This window comes from Hydrogenophaga aromaticivorans, from assembly GCF_013387465.1.
GTDB classification, from domain to species: domain Bacteria; phylum Pseudomonadota; class Gammaproteobacteria; order Burkholderiales; family Burkholderiaceae_C; genus Hydrogenophaga; species Hydrogenophaga aromaticivorans.
On the sequence record NZ_VYGV01000006.1, the window covers coordinates 837,936 to 852,811 of the forward strand.

General features: G+C 63.3%; 12 protein-coding genes and 2 tRNA genes. 3 read left to right on the top strand and 11 right to left on the bottom strand.

The window, feature by feature from the left end; translation table 11 throughout:
- Positions 1-15 precede the first annotated feature (15 nt).
- From frr to rpsB, 4 genes are all read right to left on the bottom strand, one after another.
- A complete protein-coding gene (gene frr, locus F3K02_RS08285) occupies positions 16-576 on the bottom strand; it encodes a ribosome recycling factor (RefSeq protein ID WP_177135006.1) in 561 nt (186 codons plus the stop codon).
- A 42-nt stretch (positions 577-618) separates the two neighbouring features.
- Positions 619-1,329 carry a UMP kinase gene (gene pyrH / locus F3K02_RS08290; protein ID WP_177135008.1) on the bottom strand — a complete coding sequence of 237 codons (711 nt, stop codon included), beginning with the start codon at positions 1,327-1,329 and terminating at the stop codon, positions 619-621.
- 179 nt (positions 1,330-1,508) lie between these two features.
- A complete protein-coding gene (gene tsf / locus F3K02_RS08295; RefSeq protein ID WP_177135010.1) occupies positions 1,509-2,426 on the bottom strand; it encodes a translation elongation factor Ts in 918 nt (305 codons plus the stop codon).
- Between the two features lie 113 nt (positions 2,427-2,539).
- On the bottom strand, positions 2,540-3,295 hold the full coding sequence (gene rpsB, locus F3K02_RS08300) for a 30S ribosomal protein S2 (protein ID WP_177135012.1): 756 nt from the start codon (positions 3,293-3,295) through the stop codon (positions 2,540-2,542).
- Positions 3,296-3,578: 283 nt separating this feature from the next.
- Here rpsB and F3K02_RS08305 point away from each other — a divergent pair, with 283 nt between their 5' ends.
- Positions 3,579-5,132, top strand: coding sequence for an NAD(P)H-hydrate dehydratase (locus tag F3K02_RS08305; RefSeq protein WP_177135014.1), 1,554 nt, complete (start codon positions 3,579-3,581; stop codon positions 5,130-5,132).
- A gap of 21 nt (positions 5,133-5,153) precedes the next feature.
- On the opposite strand, the gene F3K02_RS08310 is transcribed toward F3K02_RS08305, so the two are convergent.
- Together F3K02_RS08310 and rnr are read right to left on the bottom strand one after the other, a co-directional pair.
- Positions 5,154-5,705, bottom strand: coding sequence for a YggT family protein (locus F3K02_RS08310; protein WP_177135016.1), 552 nt, complete (start codon positions 5,703-5,705; stop codon positions 5,154-5,156).
- 114 nt (positions 5,706-5,819) lie between these two features.
- Positions 5,820-8,123: a ribonuclease R gene (gene rnr, locus F3K02_RS08315; protein ID WP_177135018.1), complete on the bottom strand. Its 2,304-nt coding sequence runs from the start codon at positions 8,121-8,123 to the stop codon at positions 5,820-5,822.
- Positions 8,124-8,169: 46 nt separating this feature from the next.
- Between rnr and F3K02_RS08320 the strand changes: the two genes are divergently transcribed.
- Positions 8,170-8,254, top strand: a tRNA-Leu gene (locus F3K02_RS08320).
- 169 nt (positions 8,255-8,423) lie between these two features.
- Here F3K02_RS08320 and rimO read toward each other — a convergent pair.
- The 5 genes from rimO to F3K02_RS08345 form a co-directional block, all read right to left on the bottom strand.
- A complete protein-coding gene (gene rimO, locus F3K02_RS08325; RefSeq protein ID WP_177135020.1) occupies positions 8,424-9,809 on the bottom strand; it encodes a 30S ribosomal protein S12 methylthiotransferase RimO in 1,386 nt (461 codons plus the stop codon).
- A gap of 44 nt (positions 9,810-9,853) precedes the next feature.
- A complete protein-coding gene (gene phaR, locus F3K02_RS08330; protein WP_177135022.1) occupies positions 9,854-10,396 on the bottom strand; it encodes a polyhydroxyalkanoate synthesis repressor PhaR in 543 nt (180 codons plus the stop codon).
- Between the two features lie 201 nt (positions 10,397-10,597).
- Positions 10,598-10,674: transfer RNA gene (locus F3K02_RS08335), tRNA-Val, on the bottom strand.
- Between the two features lie 59 nt (positions 10,675-10,733).
- Positions 10,734-13,058 (bottom strand): RelA/SpoT family protein, encoded by a 2,325-nt coding sequence (locus F3K02_RS08340; RefSeq protein ID WP_177135024.1) that lies wholly within the window; start codon positions 13,056-13,058, stop codon positions 10,734-10,736.
- A gap of 19 nt (positions 13,059-13,077) precedes the next feature.
- Positions 13,078-14,001 (bottom strand): alpha/beta fold hydrolase, encoded by a 924-nt coding sequence (locus F3K02_RS08345; protein ID WP_177135026.1) that lies wholly within the window; start codon positions 13,999-14,001, stop codon positions 13,078-13,080.
- Positions 14,002-14,080: 79 nt separating this feature from the next.
- Between F3K02_RS08345 and F3K02_RS08350 the strand changes: the two genes are divergently transcribed.
- Complete coding sequence (locus tag F3K02_RS08350; protein WP_177135028.1) at positions 14,081-14,851, top strand: 3-hydroxybutyrate dehydrogenase; 771 nt, start codon at positions 14,081-14,083, stop codon at positions 14,849-14,851.
- The last annotated feature ends 25 nt before the right edge of the window (positions 14,852-14,876 follow it).

Consider the following 14,876-nt stretch of genomic DNA (forward strand, 5'->3'; position numbering starts at 1 on the left):
GGTGACGCGAACGCGTCACACCGCCATGATGTCCTGCTCTTTGGAAGCGACCAGCCGATCCACCTCGTTGATCATGCGGTCGGTCAGCTTCTGGATGTCTTCTGTCGAACGGCGCTCGTCGTCTTCCGACGCCAGCTTGTCCTTGACCAGCTTCTTGACCGACTCGTTGGCGTCACGGCGCAGGTTGCGGATGGCCACCTTGGCCGACTCGCCCTCGCCCCGAACGACCTTGGTCAGCTCCTTGCGGCGCTCTTCGGTCATGGGCGGCATGGGCACGCGGATCAGGTCGCCCTGGCTGGACGGGTTCAGGCCCAGATCGGATTCGCGGATGGCTTTTTCGATCTTCGCGCCCATGCCCTTTTCCCACGGTGCCACACCAATCGTGCGGGCGTCGAGCAGCGTGAGGTTGGCCACTTGTGACAACGGCAACATGGATCCGTAGTAATCCACATGCACCGTGTCGAGCAGCTGGGGGTTGGGTCGTCCGGTTCGCACCTTGGCCAGGTTGCTCTTGAACGATTCCACCGACTGCTGCATCTTGTGTTCGGCGGTTTGGCGGACTTCAGCAATGCTCATGAATGCTCCTCAATTCGACAGGTTTCGGTGAGTCGGTGGTTGTCAGACGTGGACCAGCGTGCCCTCGTCGCCACCGAGCACCACATTGCGCAGGGCGCCCGGCTTGAAAATCGAAAACACCTTGACGGGCAGTTTCTGGTCTCGGCACAGCGCAAAGGCCGTGGCGTCCATCACCTGGAGGTTCTTGGCCATGGCTTCGTCAAAGGTCAGCGCTGTGTAACGGGTGGCATTCGGGTCCTTGTTCGGATCGGCACTGTAGACACCATCCACCTTGGTGGCCTTGAGAACGATCTCGGCACCGATTTCAGCGCCACGCAGTGCGGCGGCGGTGTCGGTGGTGAAAAACGGGTTGCCGGTGCCGGCCGCAAAAACAACCACTTTGCCCTCTTCGAGGTACTGCAGCGCCTTGGGGCGGACATAAGGTTCGACCACCTGCTCGATGGCGATGGCCGACATGACCCGCGCCACCAGGCCAGCTTTTTCCATGGTGTCGGCCAGTGCGAGCGAGTTCATGACCGTGGCCAGCATGCCCATGTAGTCGGCCGTGGCACGGTCCATACCCACCGAGCCCCCCGCCACGCCACGGAAAATGTTGCCGCCGCCGATGACGATGGCCACCTCCACGCCGAGGCGCGTGACTTCGGCGATCTCTTCCACCATGCGAACGATGGTGGCGCGGTTGATACCGAATGCATCGTCACCCATCAGGGCTTCACCCGACAATTTGAGAAGGATGCGTTTATAGGCTGGCATGGGCAACTTTCAGGAAATCAGATATCGGTAGGCTCAACCGGCAAGTGTACCGAGGAGCCGGCACAGAACGCCCCGGCCAGCGACACAATCGCCGCAATAACAGGGGATCACACAAGACAACGGGCCTTGCGGCCCGTTGTCTTGTCTCTGCGAAGGGGCTGGCAGTGTCCAGCGCCGGATCAGGCGCCCTTGGCAGCGGCCACTTGCGCGGCGACTTCGGCGGCAAAATCGTCCACTTTCTTCTCGATGCCCTCGCCCACCACATACATGGTGAAGCCTTTGACGGTCGTGCCACTGGCCTTGAGCATCTGCTCGACGGTCTGCTTGTCGTTCTTCACGAAGGCCTGGTTGAACAGGCTGACTTCCTTCAGGTACTTCTGCACCGCGCCGTCGATGCGCTTGGCGGTGATCTCGGCGCTCTGCGCCGGCTTGCCGGCAGCCAGGAGTTCCTTGTTGGCCTCATCAGCCTTGGCAGCGGCCACCGAGCGCTCGCGCTCAATGAACTCGGCCGGTACGTCAGCGCTGGTCAACGCCACAGGCTTCATGGCGGCGATGTGCATCGCCGTGTCCTTGGCGGGCACTTCTTCGCCATCGAACTCCACCACCACGCCGATACGGGTGCCGTGCAGGTAGCTCACCAGCTTGGCGCCGTTGCTGTAGTGCTTGAAGCGGCGGAAGCTCATGTTCTCGCCGATCTTGCCAATCAGGCCTTTGCGCACGTCTTCGAGCGTGGGGCCAAAGCTGTCCTGGCTGTAAGGCAGAGCGCCCAGCGCTTCGACGCTGGCCGGGTTGTGCTCGGCGACCAGCTTGGCTGCGGCGTTGGCCAAGGCCAGGAAGCTGTCGTTCTTGGTCACGAAGTCGGTTTCGCAGTTCACTTCGATCAGGCCACCGGTGGTGCCGTTGATGAAGCCAGCGACCACGCCTTCGGCGGTCACGCGGCTGGCGGCTTTGCCCGCCTTGGTACCCAGCTTGACGCGCAGCAACTCCTCGGCCTTGGCCATGTCGCCATCGGCCTCGGTCAGCGCTTTCTTGCACTCCATCATGGGTGCGTCGGTCTTGGCGCGCAGTTCAGCGACCATGCTTGCGGTAATTGCCATTTCAGTTCTCCGTTGGCCGCCTTCCCCGAATGGGCCGGGCGGACTTTTCAATTGATCAATTTTGCTTGTGAAAAAGGGGCTACAGGAGCCCCTCTTTCGCGCTGCGGCGAGGCTCAGGCGGCCGCGTCTTCCTTGACTTCGACGAACTCGTCGGAGCCTTCGGCCTTGACAGCCTTGACGACGTCGTTGACGGCGTTGGAGCGGCCTTCGAGGATCGCGTCAGCGATACCGCGGGCGTACAGCGCAACGGCACGGGCCGAGTCGTCGTTACCGGGGATCACGTAGTCGATGCCAACCGGGTTGTGGTTGGTGTCAACCACGCCCACCAGCGGGATGCCCAACTTCTGGGCTTCAAGGATGGTGATCTTGTGGAAGCCCACGTCGATCACGAAGATGGCGTCGGGCAGCGCGGTCATGTCCTGGATGCCGCCGATGTCCTTTTCCAGCTTTTCCATTTCGCGAGCAAACATCAGTTGCTCTTTCTTGGTCATGCTTTCCAGGCCGGCTTCTTGCTGGGCCTGCATGTCCTTCAAACGCTTGATGGAGGTCTTGACCGTCTTGAAGTTGGTCAGCATGCCGCCGAGCCAGCGCTGGTCAACAAAAGGCACGCCAGCACGGCGGGCTTCCTGGGCCACGATGTCGCGCGACTGGCGCTTGGTGCCCACCATCAGGACGGTGCCGCGGTTGGCGGACAGGTTGCGCACGAACTTGGCGGCTTCTTCGAACATCGGCAACGTCTTTTCGAGGTTGACGATGTGGATTTTGTTGCGGTGACCGAAGATGTACGGAGCCATCTTGGGGTTCCAGAAGCGGGTTTGGTGACCGAAGTGGACACCAGCTTCCAGCATTTCGCGCATGGAGATAGACATGAGATTTCTTTCCAGAGGTTGGGACTAAAATCCAGCCCTGATCGTCATGAGCGAATGAGGCCAACAGGCTTCATCACAAGCTCCGACAACACCCGGTTGGGCTGGTTTGCGATTACCTTGCTCTCGGGCTCCGGGAAAAATACCCAGAACACCCTCCAGCAAAGCCAATCGATTATAGCAGGCCCATCCTTGCCACTGACATTGCCAACATCAAGCCCAAAGTGGAAACGCTGGACTCCTCATTCGATGGCACCATCGAAACAATGACTGCGGCCTGATCACCATGCGGCGTGTCGGCATTCATGGAACGGAACCGCTGTACGGCCTGGAGGCGACGCGCTCGATAGAGCGCACCGCCTCCAGCGCCCTGCCACCCCACACACTGATGGCCCGAGCAGGCCTCCGCGTGGCCGAACTCACCCGGGCCCTGGCCCCGCACGCCCGGTGCATCTGGATCGCCTGTGGTCCCGGCAACAATGGTGGTGACGGGCTGGTGGCCGCAACCCACCTGCAACACTTCGGCCGGTCGACCGGCGGCCTGCCCGACATCGTGGTCACGCTGTGCGGCGACCCGGCCCGACTGCCACCGGACGCAGCGCACGCCCTGCAGCAGGCGCTGGCCACCGGCTTGCAGATTCAAGACGCTCCGCCTTCAAGCTTCGATTTCGCCGTTGATGCCCTGCTGGGCATTGGCTGCCGCCGCCCACCCGAAGGGCTGCTGGCCGATCATCTTCGCATCCTGCGTTCCAGCGGCGCACCCGTTCTGAGCGTCGACCTCCCCAGCGGTCTGGACATCAACACCGGTGTGCTGATGCGCGCACCAGGCGAGAACCCTCAAGCATCCCAAGAGCGCCACACCTTGTCGCTTCTGACACTCAAGCCCGGCCTCTTCACCGCGAACGGCCGTGATGAAGCCGGTCAGGTCTGGTTCGATGACCTGGGCGTACCACCCTGCGACGGCGTGCTGGCCCAGGCGCAACTCATCTGCGAAGCGCCGCACTCCACTGCGCCACGGCGACGAGCGCACGCGACCCACAAGGGCAGCTATGGCGAAGTGGTGATCCTCGGCGGACAAGACATCGCGCAAGCCGGTGCGGGCATGACCGGTGCAGCGGTGCTGGCAGCCCGCGCAGCCTTGCACGGAGGTGCCGGCCGTGTCTATGTGGCGCTGCTGGGCGAGACCCCCGGTGAGCCGGCGGTGCGCTGGGACCCGGAATGCCCTGAACTGATGTTCCGATCGGTGGCGGCACTGATGAGCAGCGCATTGATGCAAACCGCCGTGATCGTTTGCGGGTGTGGTGGTGGCGATGTGGTGGCCGAGCTGTTGCCCGCGGTGCTTGCTCAGGCACCTGCGCTGGTACTGGATGCCGATGCCCTCAATGCCATCGTCAAAGACAGCCACCTTCAAGCCCGTCTGCAGGAACGCAGCGCGTCGGGCTGGATCACGGTGCTGACACCCCACCCGCTGGAAGCCGCCCGCCTGCTCGGCAGCGACACCGCCACGGTGATGTCGGACCGGCTGGCGGCGGCCCAGCACCTGAGCGACCGGTTTGCCGCCATCTGTGTGCTCAAGGGATCGGGCTCCGTGATCAGCGCGCCAGGACGCATGCCGATGATCAACGCCAGTGGCAACGCGGCGCTGGCCACGGCCGGCACCGGCGACGTGCTGGCCGGCATGATCGGCAGCGCCCTGGCATTGCCCCCGGGAAGCTTCGAGCAAACCGTTCAACGGGTGGCTGGTGCCGTGCACCAGCATGGCCGGCTCGCCGACCGGTGGATACAGACAGCGCACGCGGGTCACTTGACCGCCAGCATGCTGGCCGAACAGGCCCTCTGAGCCGGCCCGGATTCCGGCGCTTCAACCCAGCAGGATCAAGCCCACCTGCAGCACGATCACCAACACCAGCACCGACAGGTCGACGCCTCCGATCGGCGGGATGATGCGGCGCACTGGTCGCAGAATCGGCCCACACAAGCGATCAAGTGTGGAGAGCACCGGCGAACCGGGTTGCACCCAGGACAACACGGCATAGAGCAGCAACAGGATCATCAAGCCCTGCAACACCACCCGGAGCAGCAACTTCACGGCCAGGGTTGGAATGGCCAGCACCAGAGCCGCCGACGAAGCCGGCATCCCTGCGAACAGCGAGGCCAGCATCAACCAAAGCCCCCCATAGGCCAGCGCCAGCAACAGGGCCGCCATCAGGCTGCCCCAATCGACGCGGCTTTGCGCCAGGGACTTGGGCAGGATGCGCCGCACCGGTCGCACCAGCCAGTCGGTGACCGCGATGGCCAGGCGCCCGGGCTGCGCAGACATGTGGATGCGCAAATGGTTCATCCAGGCGCGCAGCAATGCGGCGGCGATCAGGAAAAAAAACAGGGTTTCCAGCAGGAAAAACAGGACGCTCATGAGAATGGACCCTTGATCAGAACAAGCCAGCGAAGGCCCCCGGCGACGGCGCCAGGTTCAGGGCCAGGCCGCTGCATCTCGCCAGCCCGCCCCAGCCAAATCAGACACCCGTTCTCAGCGGCGTCCTTTGCGAACCTTGCCCGCCGAGGGCCGCGCATTGCCCCGCGCGGACTTTTTGCTCGCCGCGCGCTTGACCGACGCCTTGACCTCCTGCACCAGAGCGTCGGCAGCACTGGCCGGGCGAGGTTTTGAAGCCGCTTCGGACGGGCGGTTGCGCCGGGCTTTCCCGCCGCGTCCGGTGGAGGCGTCCCCATCACCCGCAGCGCCCGAGCCGCCTGTCTTGTCGCGCATCGCACGCAGCAGCAGATCGTCTTCACCGGTGACCAGACGGAAGTCGATGCGGCGACCATCCAGGTCCACACGGCTCACCTGCACCTGCACCCGGGTGCCCAGCGCATAGCGGATGCCCGTGCGCTCGCCGCGCAGCTCCTGACGCGCCTCGTCGAACCGGAAGTACTCGCCACCCAGCTCGGTGATGTGCACCAGGCCCTCGACGTACATCGCATCGAGCGTGACGAACAAGCCGAAACTCGTGACCGAGCTCACCACACCGCTGAACTCTTCACCCAGGTGCTCGCGCATGTACTTGCACTTGAGCCAGGCTTCCACGTCACGGCTGGCCTCGTCGGCGCGCCGCTCGTTGGCGCTGCAATGCAGTCCCGCCGCCTGCCAGGCGAGGGTGTCGGCCGAGATCTTTTTCACCGGCTCGCCGGCCACCGGCGGCTTGGCGCGGCTGGCCAGGCGCTTGCTGAGCTTGGCGTGCGCTTCACCCGGCGTCGGCAGGGCCGGCAACTGGTAGCGCTGCTGAGCCAGGATGGCCTTGATCACGCGGTGCACCAGCAGATCGGGGTAGCGGCGGATCGGGCTGGTGAAGTGGGTGTAGGCCTCGAACGCGAGACCAAAGTGGCCCTGGTTCATGGGCGTGTAGATCGCCTGCTGCATGGAACGCAGCAGCATGGTGTGGATCTGTTGCGCCTCGGGCCGGTCCTTGGTGGCTGCGGCGATCTGCTGGAACTCGGCCGGTTGCGGGTTGTCGCTGATGGTCTGCGACACGCCCATGGCCTTGAGGTAGTTGCGCAGGATGTCCTGCTTCTCCGGCGTCGGACCTTCGTGAACGCGAAACAGGCCCACGTGTTTGCCCTGGCTGATGAAATCGGCCGAACAGACGTTGGCCGCCAGCATGGCTTCCTCAATCAGCTTGTGCGCATCGTTGCGGGTACGCGGAACGATTTTTTCGATGCGTCCCGATTCGTCACACACGATCTGGGTTTCGGTGGTTTCGAAGTCCACCGCTCCGCGGGCATTTCGCGCGGTCAGCAAGGCGCGGTACACATCGTGCAGGTTCAACAGATAGGGAATCAGCGGCTTGCGTTGCGCCGCCTCCGGCCCGCGGGTGTTTTGCAGAATGGCCGCCACCTCGGTGTAGGTGAACCGCGCATGGCTGAACATCACCGCCGGGTAGAACTGGTAGGCATGCACCTCGCCCTTGGCGTTGACCAGCATGTCGCAGACCATGCACAGGCGCTCCACGCCCGGGTTCAACGAGCACAGGCCGTTGGAAAGCTTTTCCGGCAACATGGGAATCACGCGGCGCGGGAAGTACACCGAGGTCGCGCGCTCGTAGGCATCGATGTCGATGGCCGAACCGGTCTGCACGTAGTGGCTCACATCGGCAATGGCCACCAGCAGGCGCCAGCCCTTGCCCCGACCCACTTTGGCCGGCTCGCAATACACCGCGTCGTCGAAGTCGCGGGCGTCTTCACCGTCAATGGTGACGAGTGGTACATCGCGCAGATCGACGCGGTTCTTGTAATCGCTGGAGCGCACATGGTCCGGCAGCGCCCGCGCCTGTGCCGTGGCGGCTTCGGAGAATTCGTGCGGCACCCCGTATTTGCGCACCGCGATTTCGATCTCCATGCCGGGGTCGTCAATCTCCCCCAGCACCTCCTTCACGCGACCGACCGGCTGTCCGTACAGGGCGGGCGGCTCGGTCAGTTCGACCACCACCACCTGCCCCGGCTTGGCCGAACCCGTGGCGCCTTTGGGAATCAACACGTCTTGTCCATAGCGCTTGTCTTCGGGTGCAACGAGCCAGACACCACTCTCCTGCAGCAACCGGCCGATGATGGGCGACTTCGAGCGTTCGATGATCTCAGTCACCCGGCCTTCGGGTCGGCCCTTGCGGTCCTGGCGCACGATGCGCGCCTTCACGCGGTCCTTGTGCAACACCGCCCGCATCTCGTTGGAAGGCAGATAGATGTCGGCCTGTCCATCGTCGCGGACCACAAAGCCATGACCGTCACGATGACCGGACACGACACCTTCAAATTCGGCCAGCAGGCTATTTTTTTCGTTCACTTTTTGAGTTCAATTTTTGATGCTATACTAGCGTTTTTCCTGAAATGCCCAGGTGGCGGAATTGGTAGACGCACTAGTTTCAGGTACTAGCGCTGAGAGGCGTGGAGGTTCGAGTCCTCTCCTGGGCACCAATGATAAGGGCTTGCAAACGTGATGTTTGCAAGCCCTTTTTTTGTTTTTCCGAACGGAAAACAATGAAGCCGGCACGCACACAGCGCGCCGGCTTTTTCACTTTCAGATCCGGGGTTTCGCGGATGACCACCTGACGGTGGTCAGCGCGGCGAGCCGACGCGGCAAAGGTCAAAACGGCACCGCCAGCAAGTCGTGCCCCTCTGCGGCCACGATGCGCGCCTTGGTGAATTCACCCACTTTCAGCGTCTTGCTGATCTTCTCGGGCGGCAGCAACCGCACCACACCGTCGATCTCCGGCGCATCGGCATAACTGCGGCCCACGCCGCCCTTCTTGCCCATGCCGGGCGCCGAATCCACCAGCACCTGCATGGTCGCGCCCACACGCTCACGCAGCTTGTCGGCCGACACACCTTCAGCCACAGCCATGAAGCGCGCACGGCGCTCCTCGCGCAGCGCATCGGGCACCGGGTCGGCCAGCGCATTCGCCGCCGCACCATTCACCGGTGAATAGGCAAAACAACCTGCGCGATCAATGCGGGCTTCCTGCACGAAATCCAGCAGGTGCTGGAATTCGGCTTCGGTCTCGCCAGGGAAGCCGGCGATGAAGGTGCTGCGCACCACGATCTCCGGACACAGCTCGCGCCAACGCGCGATGCGCTCCAGGTTGCGCTCGCCACTGGCCGGGCGCTTCATGCGCTTGAGCACATCGGGGTGGCTGTGCTGCAGCGGAACGTCCAGGTACGGCAGGCAAAGACCTTCGGCCATCAGCGGAACGATGTCGTCCACATGCGGGTACGGGTACACGTAGTGCAGGCGAACCCAGGCACCAAAGCCCTTGGCCAGTTCGCCCAGCGAGCGCACCAGATCGAACATGCGCGTCTTGACCGGCTTGCCGTCCCAGAACCCGGTGCGGTACTGCACATCCACCCCATAGGCCGAGGTGTCCTGGCTCACCACCAACAATTCCTTGACACCCGCCTCGAACAGTTTGCGCGCTTCGGTCAGCACATCGCCGATCGGTCGGCTCACCAGATCACCGCGCATGGACGGGATGATGCAGAAAGTGCAGCGGTGGTTGCATCCTTCGCTGATTTTCAGGTAGGCGTAATGGCGCGGCGTGAGCTTGATGCCCTGCGCCGGCACCAGATCGACAAACGGGTCGTGCGGCTTGGGAAGGTGCAGGTGCACCGCCTCCATCACTTCGTGGGTGGCGTGCGGACCGGTCACGGCCAGCACGCTCGGATGCATCTGCCGCACCATGTTGCCGCCGCCATCGGCCTCGCGAGCCCCGAGGCACCCGGTCACGATCACCTTGCCGTTTTCGGCCAAGGCTTCGCCAATCGTGTCCAGGCTTTCCCTCACCGCATCGTCAATGAAACCGCAGGTGTTCACGATCACGAGATCGGCACCGGCAAAGGTCTTGGAGGTCTGGTAGCCCTCAGCGCTGAGCTGCGTGAGGATGAGTTCGGAGTCGGTCAGCGCCTTGGGACAACCCAGGCTCACAAAACCGACCTTGGGCGCCGCAGCGCCCGGGGTGGCAACAGTTTCAGTCATGGCCCGATTGTCTCAGACCCGGCTCGGAAGAACAGGTGACCGTGTCAGCGCTTGAGACCGAGGGCGGCCAGCATCTGCTCGCTGTTCTTCTGCATCTGTTCCTGCATCTGCGTGAACGCGCTGCGCGACTGCTCCATGTAGGTGCCCATCATGCCTTGCATCATGGGCGACTGCACATTGGTGAACTGCTTCCAGACTTCGGGGTTGAGGCCCTTGGTCTGTTCGGTCATCTTGTTCTGCAGATCCATGAAGATCTGCACGTTCTTCTCCAGGTACGAGCCCATGAAGTCCTGCATGGCATGACCGTAAAACCGGATGATGTTGGCCAGCACCTGCTCGGTGAAGATGGGCACACCCGCGGTTTCTTCCTCCAGGATGATCTGCAGCAGGATGCTGCGGGTCAGGTCGTCATTGGTCTTGGCGTCTCGCACCACAAAGTGCTCGTTGTCCATCACCAGCGCCTTGACCTCGGCCAGCGTGATGTAGGACGAGGTATCGGTGTCGTACAGACGCCGGTTGGGGTATTTCTTGATGATGCGCAAGACGCCCGGGTTGGCGCTGCTGGCTTCGGCCTTGCTTTTTTGCACTGCTGGACTTTCAGAATGGGAGCGGCTCGGGAACCAGAGCTGGTCAGAGCATACGGCACATTCTAGGAACCCATCCTGACAACTGTCTGCATGGGTTTACCCTGTGGGCTCCCGCGACGCCCGGCGGTGCGCTCCAGCGCATTCTGGACACAAAAAAAGGCCAGACGTTACCGTCAGGCCTTTGATGCATCGGAAAAGGTTTGGTAGGCGCGATTGGACTCGAACCAACGACCCCCACCATGTCAAGGTGGTGCTCTAACCAGCTGAGCTACGCGCCTACAAACTGTCCGAAGCCTCGCAGTATAGCAGCTTTACGGGCAACTTTTGCCTGCCTGCATCATTTTCGGCGCACCACGCGAACACCGGCCACATCACCCACCACCGCCATCGCTCTTGCCACTTGGCGGGAGTCGAGCACCTCGATGGTGAACGTCATCCACGCAACGCCTCTGACCGACTGGGTCTGCACACCGATCACGTTCATTTTTTCGCGGGCAAACACTTCGGAGATGTCGCGCAGCAAGCCTTGCCGGTCCTGCGCCTCGACCGCCACGTCCACCGGATACACCTCGGCCGAACCATCGCGCCCACCGCCGGTCTGTCCGCCCCACTGCACCTCGATGACACGGTCCGGGCTCTTGCGCTGCAGGTGCGCGAAGTCACTGCAATCGCTGCGGTGGATGCTCACGCCCTTGCCGCGCGTCACGAACCCGCAGATGTCGTCTGGCGGGGCGGGTTTGCAGCATTTCGCCAACTGCGTCATGAGCGAGTCGACCCCCACCACCAGAACACCGCCCGGCGATGGCCCGGTGCGCTTGCGCGGCTTTTTCAGCCACGCCAGCTCTTCGGCCGGTTCGGAAGGTTCAGCGGGTCGCAGATGGGTTTCGATGGCCCGCAGCGAGAGTTCGTCTTTCCCGACCTGCTCAAACAGCGCCTGCGCTGAAGCCAGGCCCATGGCCGTGGCCAGGTCGTCAAACTTGAGCGCCGTGCGGCCCTCGCGCTGCAGCAGCTTTTCAACCGCGTCGCGGCCTCTGGCGATGGTTTCCTCCATGGCCAGGGCATTGAACCAGGCGCGCACCTTGCTCTTGGCCCGGTGACTGACGAGGTAGCCCAGATCGGCGTTGAGCCAGTCCCGCGACGGCCCGCCTTCCTTGGCCGCGGTGATCTCCACCGTCTGCCCGTTTTGCAGCGGCGTGTTCAGCGTGACCATGGCGCCGTCGACGCGGGCGCCCCGGCAACGGTGACCCAGGTTCGTGTGCACGGTGTAAGCGAAATCCACAGCGGTGGCACCCTGAGGCAACTCCACGATCGCGGCATCGGGCGTCAACACATAGATGCGGTCGTCGAACAGGCCCTTGGCACTGCCACTGAGGTCGCGTTCCCAGGCCAGCAGCTGGCGCAGCACGGCGATCTTGGCGTCGTATTCCGAACTCGCCGAAACGCCCGCATACCCTTTCGCACCCGCTTCCTTGTAGGCCCAGTGCGCAGCGACGCCGTGCTCGGCGTGGTCGTGCATGGCCTGGGAACGGATCTGGATTTCAAACGCCCTGCCCTGTTCATCGCGCACCACGGTGTGCAGCGACTGGTAGCCGTTGGGTTTGGGCTTGGCGATGTAGTCGTCAAACTCTTCGGCCACCGGCTTGAAGTGCGCGTGCACCAGCGCCAGCACACCGTAGCAGTCGTCGGTCTGTGGAACCACCACCCGTAGCGCACGAATGTCGAACACCTGGTCAAAATCGAGCTCCTTGCCCCGCATCTTCTTGACGATGCTGTAGATGTGTTTGGGCCGGCCCTCCACCGAAGCCTGTATGCCCTGGCGCTGAAGGTCTTGCTCCAGCTGCTGGCGGACCTGTTCGACATGCGCTTCACGCTCGGCACGCTTCTCGTCCAGCAGGCGCGCGACCTGTTTGTAGGTGTGAGGCTCCAGGAAACGGAAGGCCAGGTCTTCCATCTCCCACTTGATCTGCCAGATGCCCAGCCGATTGGCCAGCGGCGCAAACACATGCAGCGACTCGCTGGCCAGCGCCTCGCCCGGGTCGCCCTTGCACGCAGCGAAATAGCGCAGGGTCTGCAGCCGGGAGGCGAGCCGCAGCATCACCACGCGCAGATCGCGCGAAAAGGCCAGCAGCATCTTGCGCACGTTTTCGGTCTGGCTTGCCGCCAGCTCCGAAACGGGCGCCTTGCCGGGTGACACAACGGGCAAGGCCTGGTCCTGCGCAGCCAGGCGCTCTTCGACCTTCTTGGCCTGCACTTCGGCCGACTTGATGCGCGCCTGATGCTGCAACTGCACCAGCTTGGTGGTCTCCATGGCCAGGGCGGCAAAGTTGTCACCAAAGGCCTTGGCAATCACCTCCTGCGGACGGTTCAGGTACGGACAGGTGTACACCAGATAGACGGCCGCCTGCATGGCTTCGGAGCCGCCAATGTCGCTCAGGATGGCCGCCACGGCATCGGCATGGGCCAGGGTGTTTTCGCCGGTGTCCAGCTGCTCGGAGGCCAGCAGCGGTTCGGCGAAAGCGCGCGCCCGCATCAGTGCCTGCGCCTGGTGGGGCAAGCTGTCGGAAGTGGCGGCCACGATGGCCGAAGAAGTTCCCAGGCCCGTTGGGGCCACCTCAGCGGTCGGGGCACCCACGGGCGGAAAAGTGGCAAGCGAACGTTTCATCTCAACTCAAAGGGTCGGCTCATACCGCCCACAAAAATTCTTGCACCACGGCGACCTGATCGGGGGCCAACAGCGTTGGCGCGTGTCCGACGCCGGCAAATTCAACACAGCGCGCCCGCGGGCCTCTCTGCCCCATCTCGGATGCGGTGGCACGGGTCAGCAGATCGGAGTCGGCGCCTCGCAGCAACAGGGTGGGTGCACCGATGGCGTCGTAGAGCGCCCAGAGCGTGCGCTCACCGTCTTGCACAAACTGCCGAGCGGCCGCCTCTTCCATACCTGTGGTCATCGCTTTGTAAGGCTGTGCGATGGCCGGGTCGTAATGCAGCCACCAGCGCCCATCGCGCTCGCGCAACATGGGTCGGGAAAAAGCCAGCCACTGGGCCGGCGAATGAGGCCCAAAGCCGGTGGAAATGGAGGCCAGGTAAGCCACCGCGTCCTGCTCGCTGGTGAACGATGGGTTCTGACCCAGATAGTCGCCAATGCGCTGCAGGGCCGCCCATTCGATCACCGGACCAACATCGTTGAGCACCAGCCGGCGCGGAGCCAGCGCGGGCTGGGCCGCGATCGCCATGCCGATGAGCCCGCCCATGCTGGTGCCCACCCAGTCGATCGCGGCGTCGGGAGCTTCGGCCCGCACCTGCAGTACCAGCGCCGCCAGATCGGCCACGTAGTTGCCCAGCTGGTACGCCATGGGATCGGCCAGCCAGTCGCTGTACCCCCTACCAGCGACATCGACCGCCAGCACGCGCGAACGCGGTGTCAGCGCCTGCGCCAGCACATCAAAATCACGCCCCTGACGCGAAAGCCCGTGCACACAGATGACCACATGGCGCCCCTGTGCCTTCGGGTCGGCTGACCAGTCCCAGAAGGCCATGCGGCGCACCCCACCGTCGCGGGCCGCGGGCCCGCTGACTGGCAAAAATCGAAGCTGTGGTGACTGCATGAACCGGGGCCTTCCCTGTGTCTCCGTGATAATGAATCAGGTGTTTTTCAACCTATCGTAATGGAACAGGAGCTTACCCATGCTTGCCAACAAAACTGCCCTTGTCACCGGTTCCACCAGCGGCATCGGACTGGGCATCGCCAAAGCGCTCGCGCGCCAGGGCGCCAACATCGTGCTCAACGGTTTTGGCGATGTCGAAGGCCCGAAAGCCGAGATCCTTGCCTTGGGGGTCCAGGTCGCGTACCACGGTGCCGACATGAGCAAGCCCGCCGAGATTGAAGACATGATGAAGTTCGCCGCCGAAAGGTTCGGGCGAGTGGACATCCTGGTCAACAACGCCGGCATCCAGCACGTGGCGCGGGTTGAAGACTTCCCCGTGGCGAAGTGGGACGCGATCATCGCGATCAACCTCACCAGCGCCTTCCACGCTTCCCGCTTGGCGATTCCGGCCATGCGCGCGGCCAACTGGGGCCGCATCATCAACGTGGCCTCGGTGCACGGACTGGTGGGCTCGGCCGAAAAGTCGGCCTACGTGGCGGCCAAGCACGGTGTGGTCGGCCTGACCAAGGTGACGGCCCTGGAAAACGCGACCTCCGGCGTGACCTGCAACGCGATCTGCCCGGGCTGGGTGCTTACGCCACTGGTGCAGAAACAGGTGGACGCCAAGGCGGTTGCACTGGGCGTTTCCAATGAAGAAGCGAAGAAACTCTTGCTGGGCGAAAAAGAGCCTTCGATGCAGTTCACCACCCCGGAAGAACTGGGTGAACTGGCCGTCTTTTTCTGTTCGCCCGCGGGCAACAACGTGCGCGGCGTGGCCTGGAACATGGACGGTGGCTGGGTGGCGCAATAACACGCCAACCACGGGAAACAAAAGG

Coding starts and splice junctions, on each gene's coding strand:
- frr (WP_177135006.1), bottom strand. CDS start 576: ATGAGCATTGCTGAAGTCCGCCAAACCGCCGAACACAAGATGCAGCAG.
- pyrH (WP_177135008.1), bottom strand. CDS start 1,329: ATGCCAGCCTATAAACGCATCCTTCTCAAATTGTCGGGTGAAGCCCTG.
- tsf (WP_177135010.1), bottom strand. CDS start 2,426: ATGGCAATTACCGCAAGCATGGTCGCTGAACTGCGCGCCAAGACCGAC.
- rpsB (WP_177135012.1), bottom strand. CDS start 3,295: ATGTCTATCTCCATGCGCGAAATGCTGGAAGCTGGTGTCCACTTCGGT.
- F3K02_RS08305 (WP_177135014.1), top strand. CDS start 3,579: ATGCGGCGTGTCGGCATTCATGGAACGGAACCGCTGTACGGCCTGGAG.
- F3K02_RS08310 (WP_177135016.1), bottom strand. CDS start 5,705: ATGAGCGTCCTGTTTTTCCTGCTGGAAACCCTGTTTTTTTTCCTGATC.
- rimO (WP_177135020.1), bottom strand. CDS start 9,809: ATGACTGAAACTGTTGCCACCCCGGGCGCTGCGGCGCCCAAGGTCGGT.
- F3K02_RS08340 (WP_177135024.1), bottom strand. CDS start 13,058: ATGAAACGTTCGCTTGCCACTTTTCCGCCCGTGGGTGCCCCGACCGCT.
- F3K02_RS08345 (WP_177135026.1), bottom strand. CDS start 14,001: ATGCAGTCACCACAGCTTCGATTTTTGCCAGTCAGCGGGCCCGCGGCC.
- F3K02_RS08350 (WP_177135028.1), top strand. CDS start 14,081: ATGCTTGCCAACAAAACTGCCCTTGTCACCGGTTCCACCAGCGGCATC.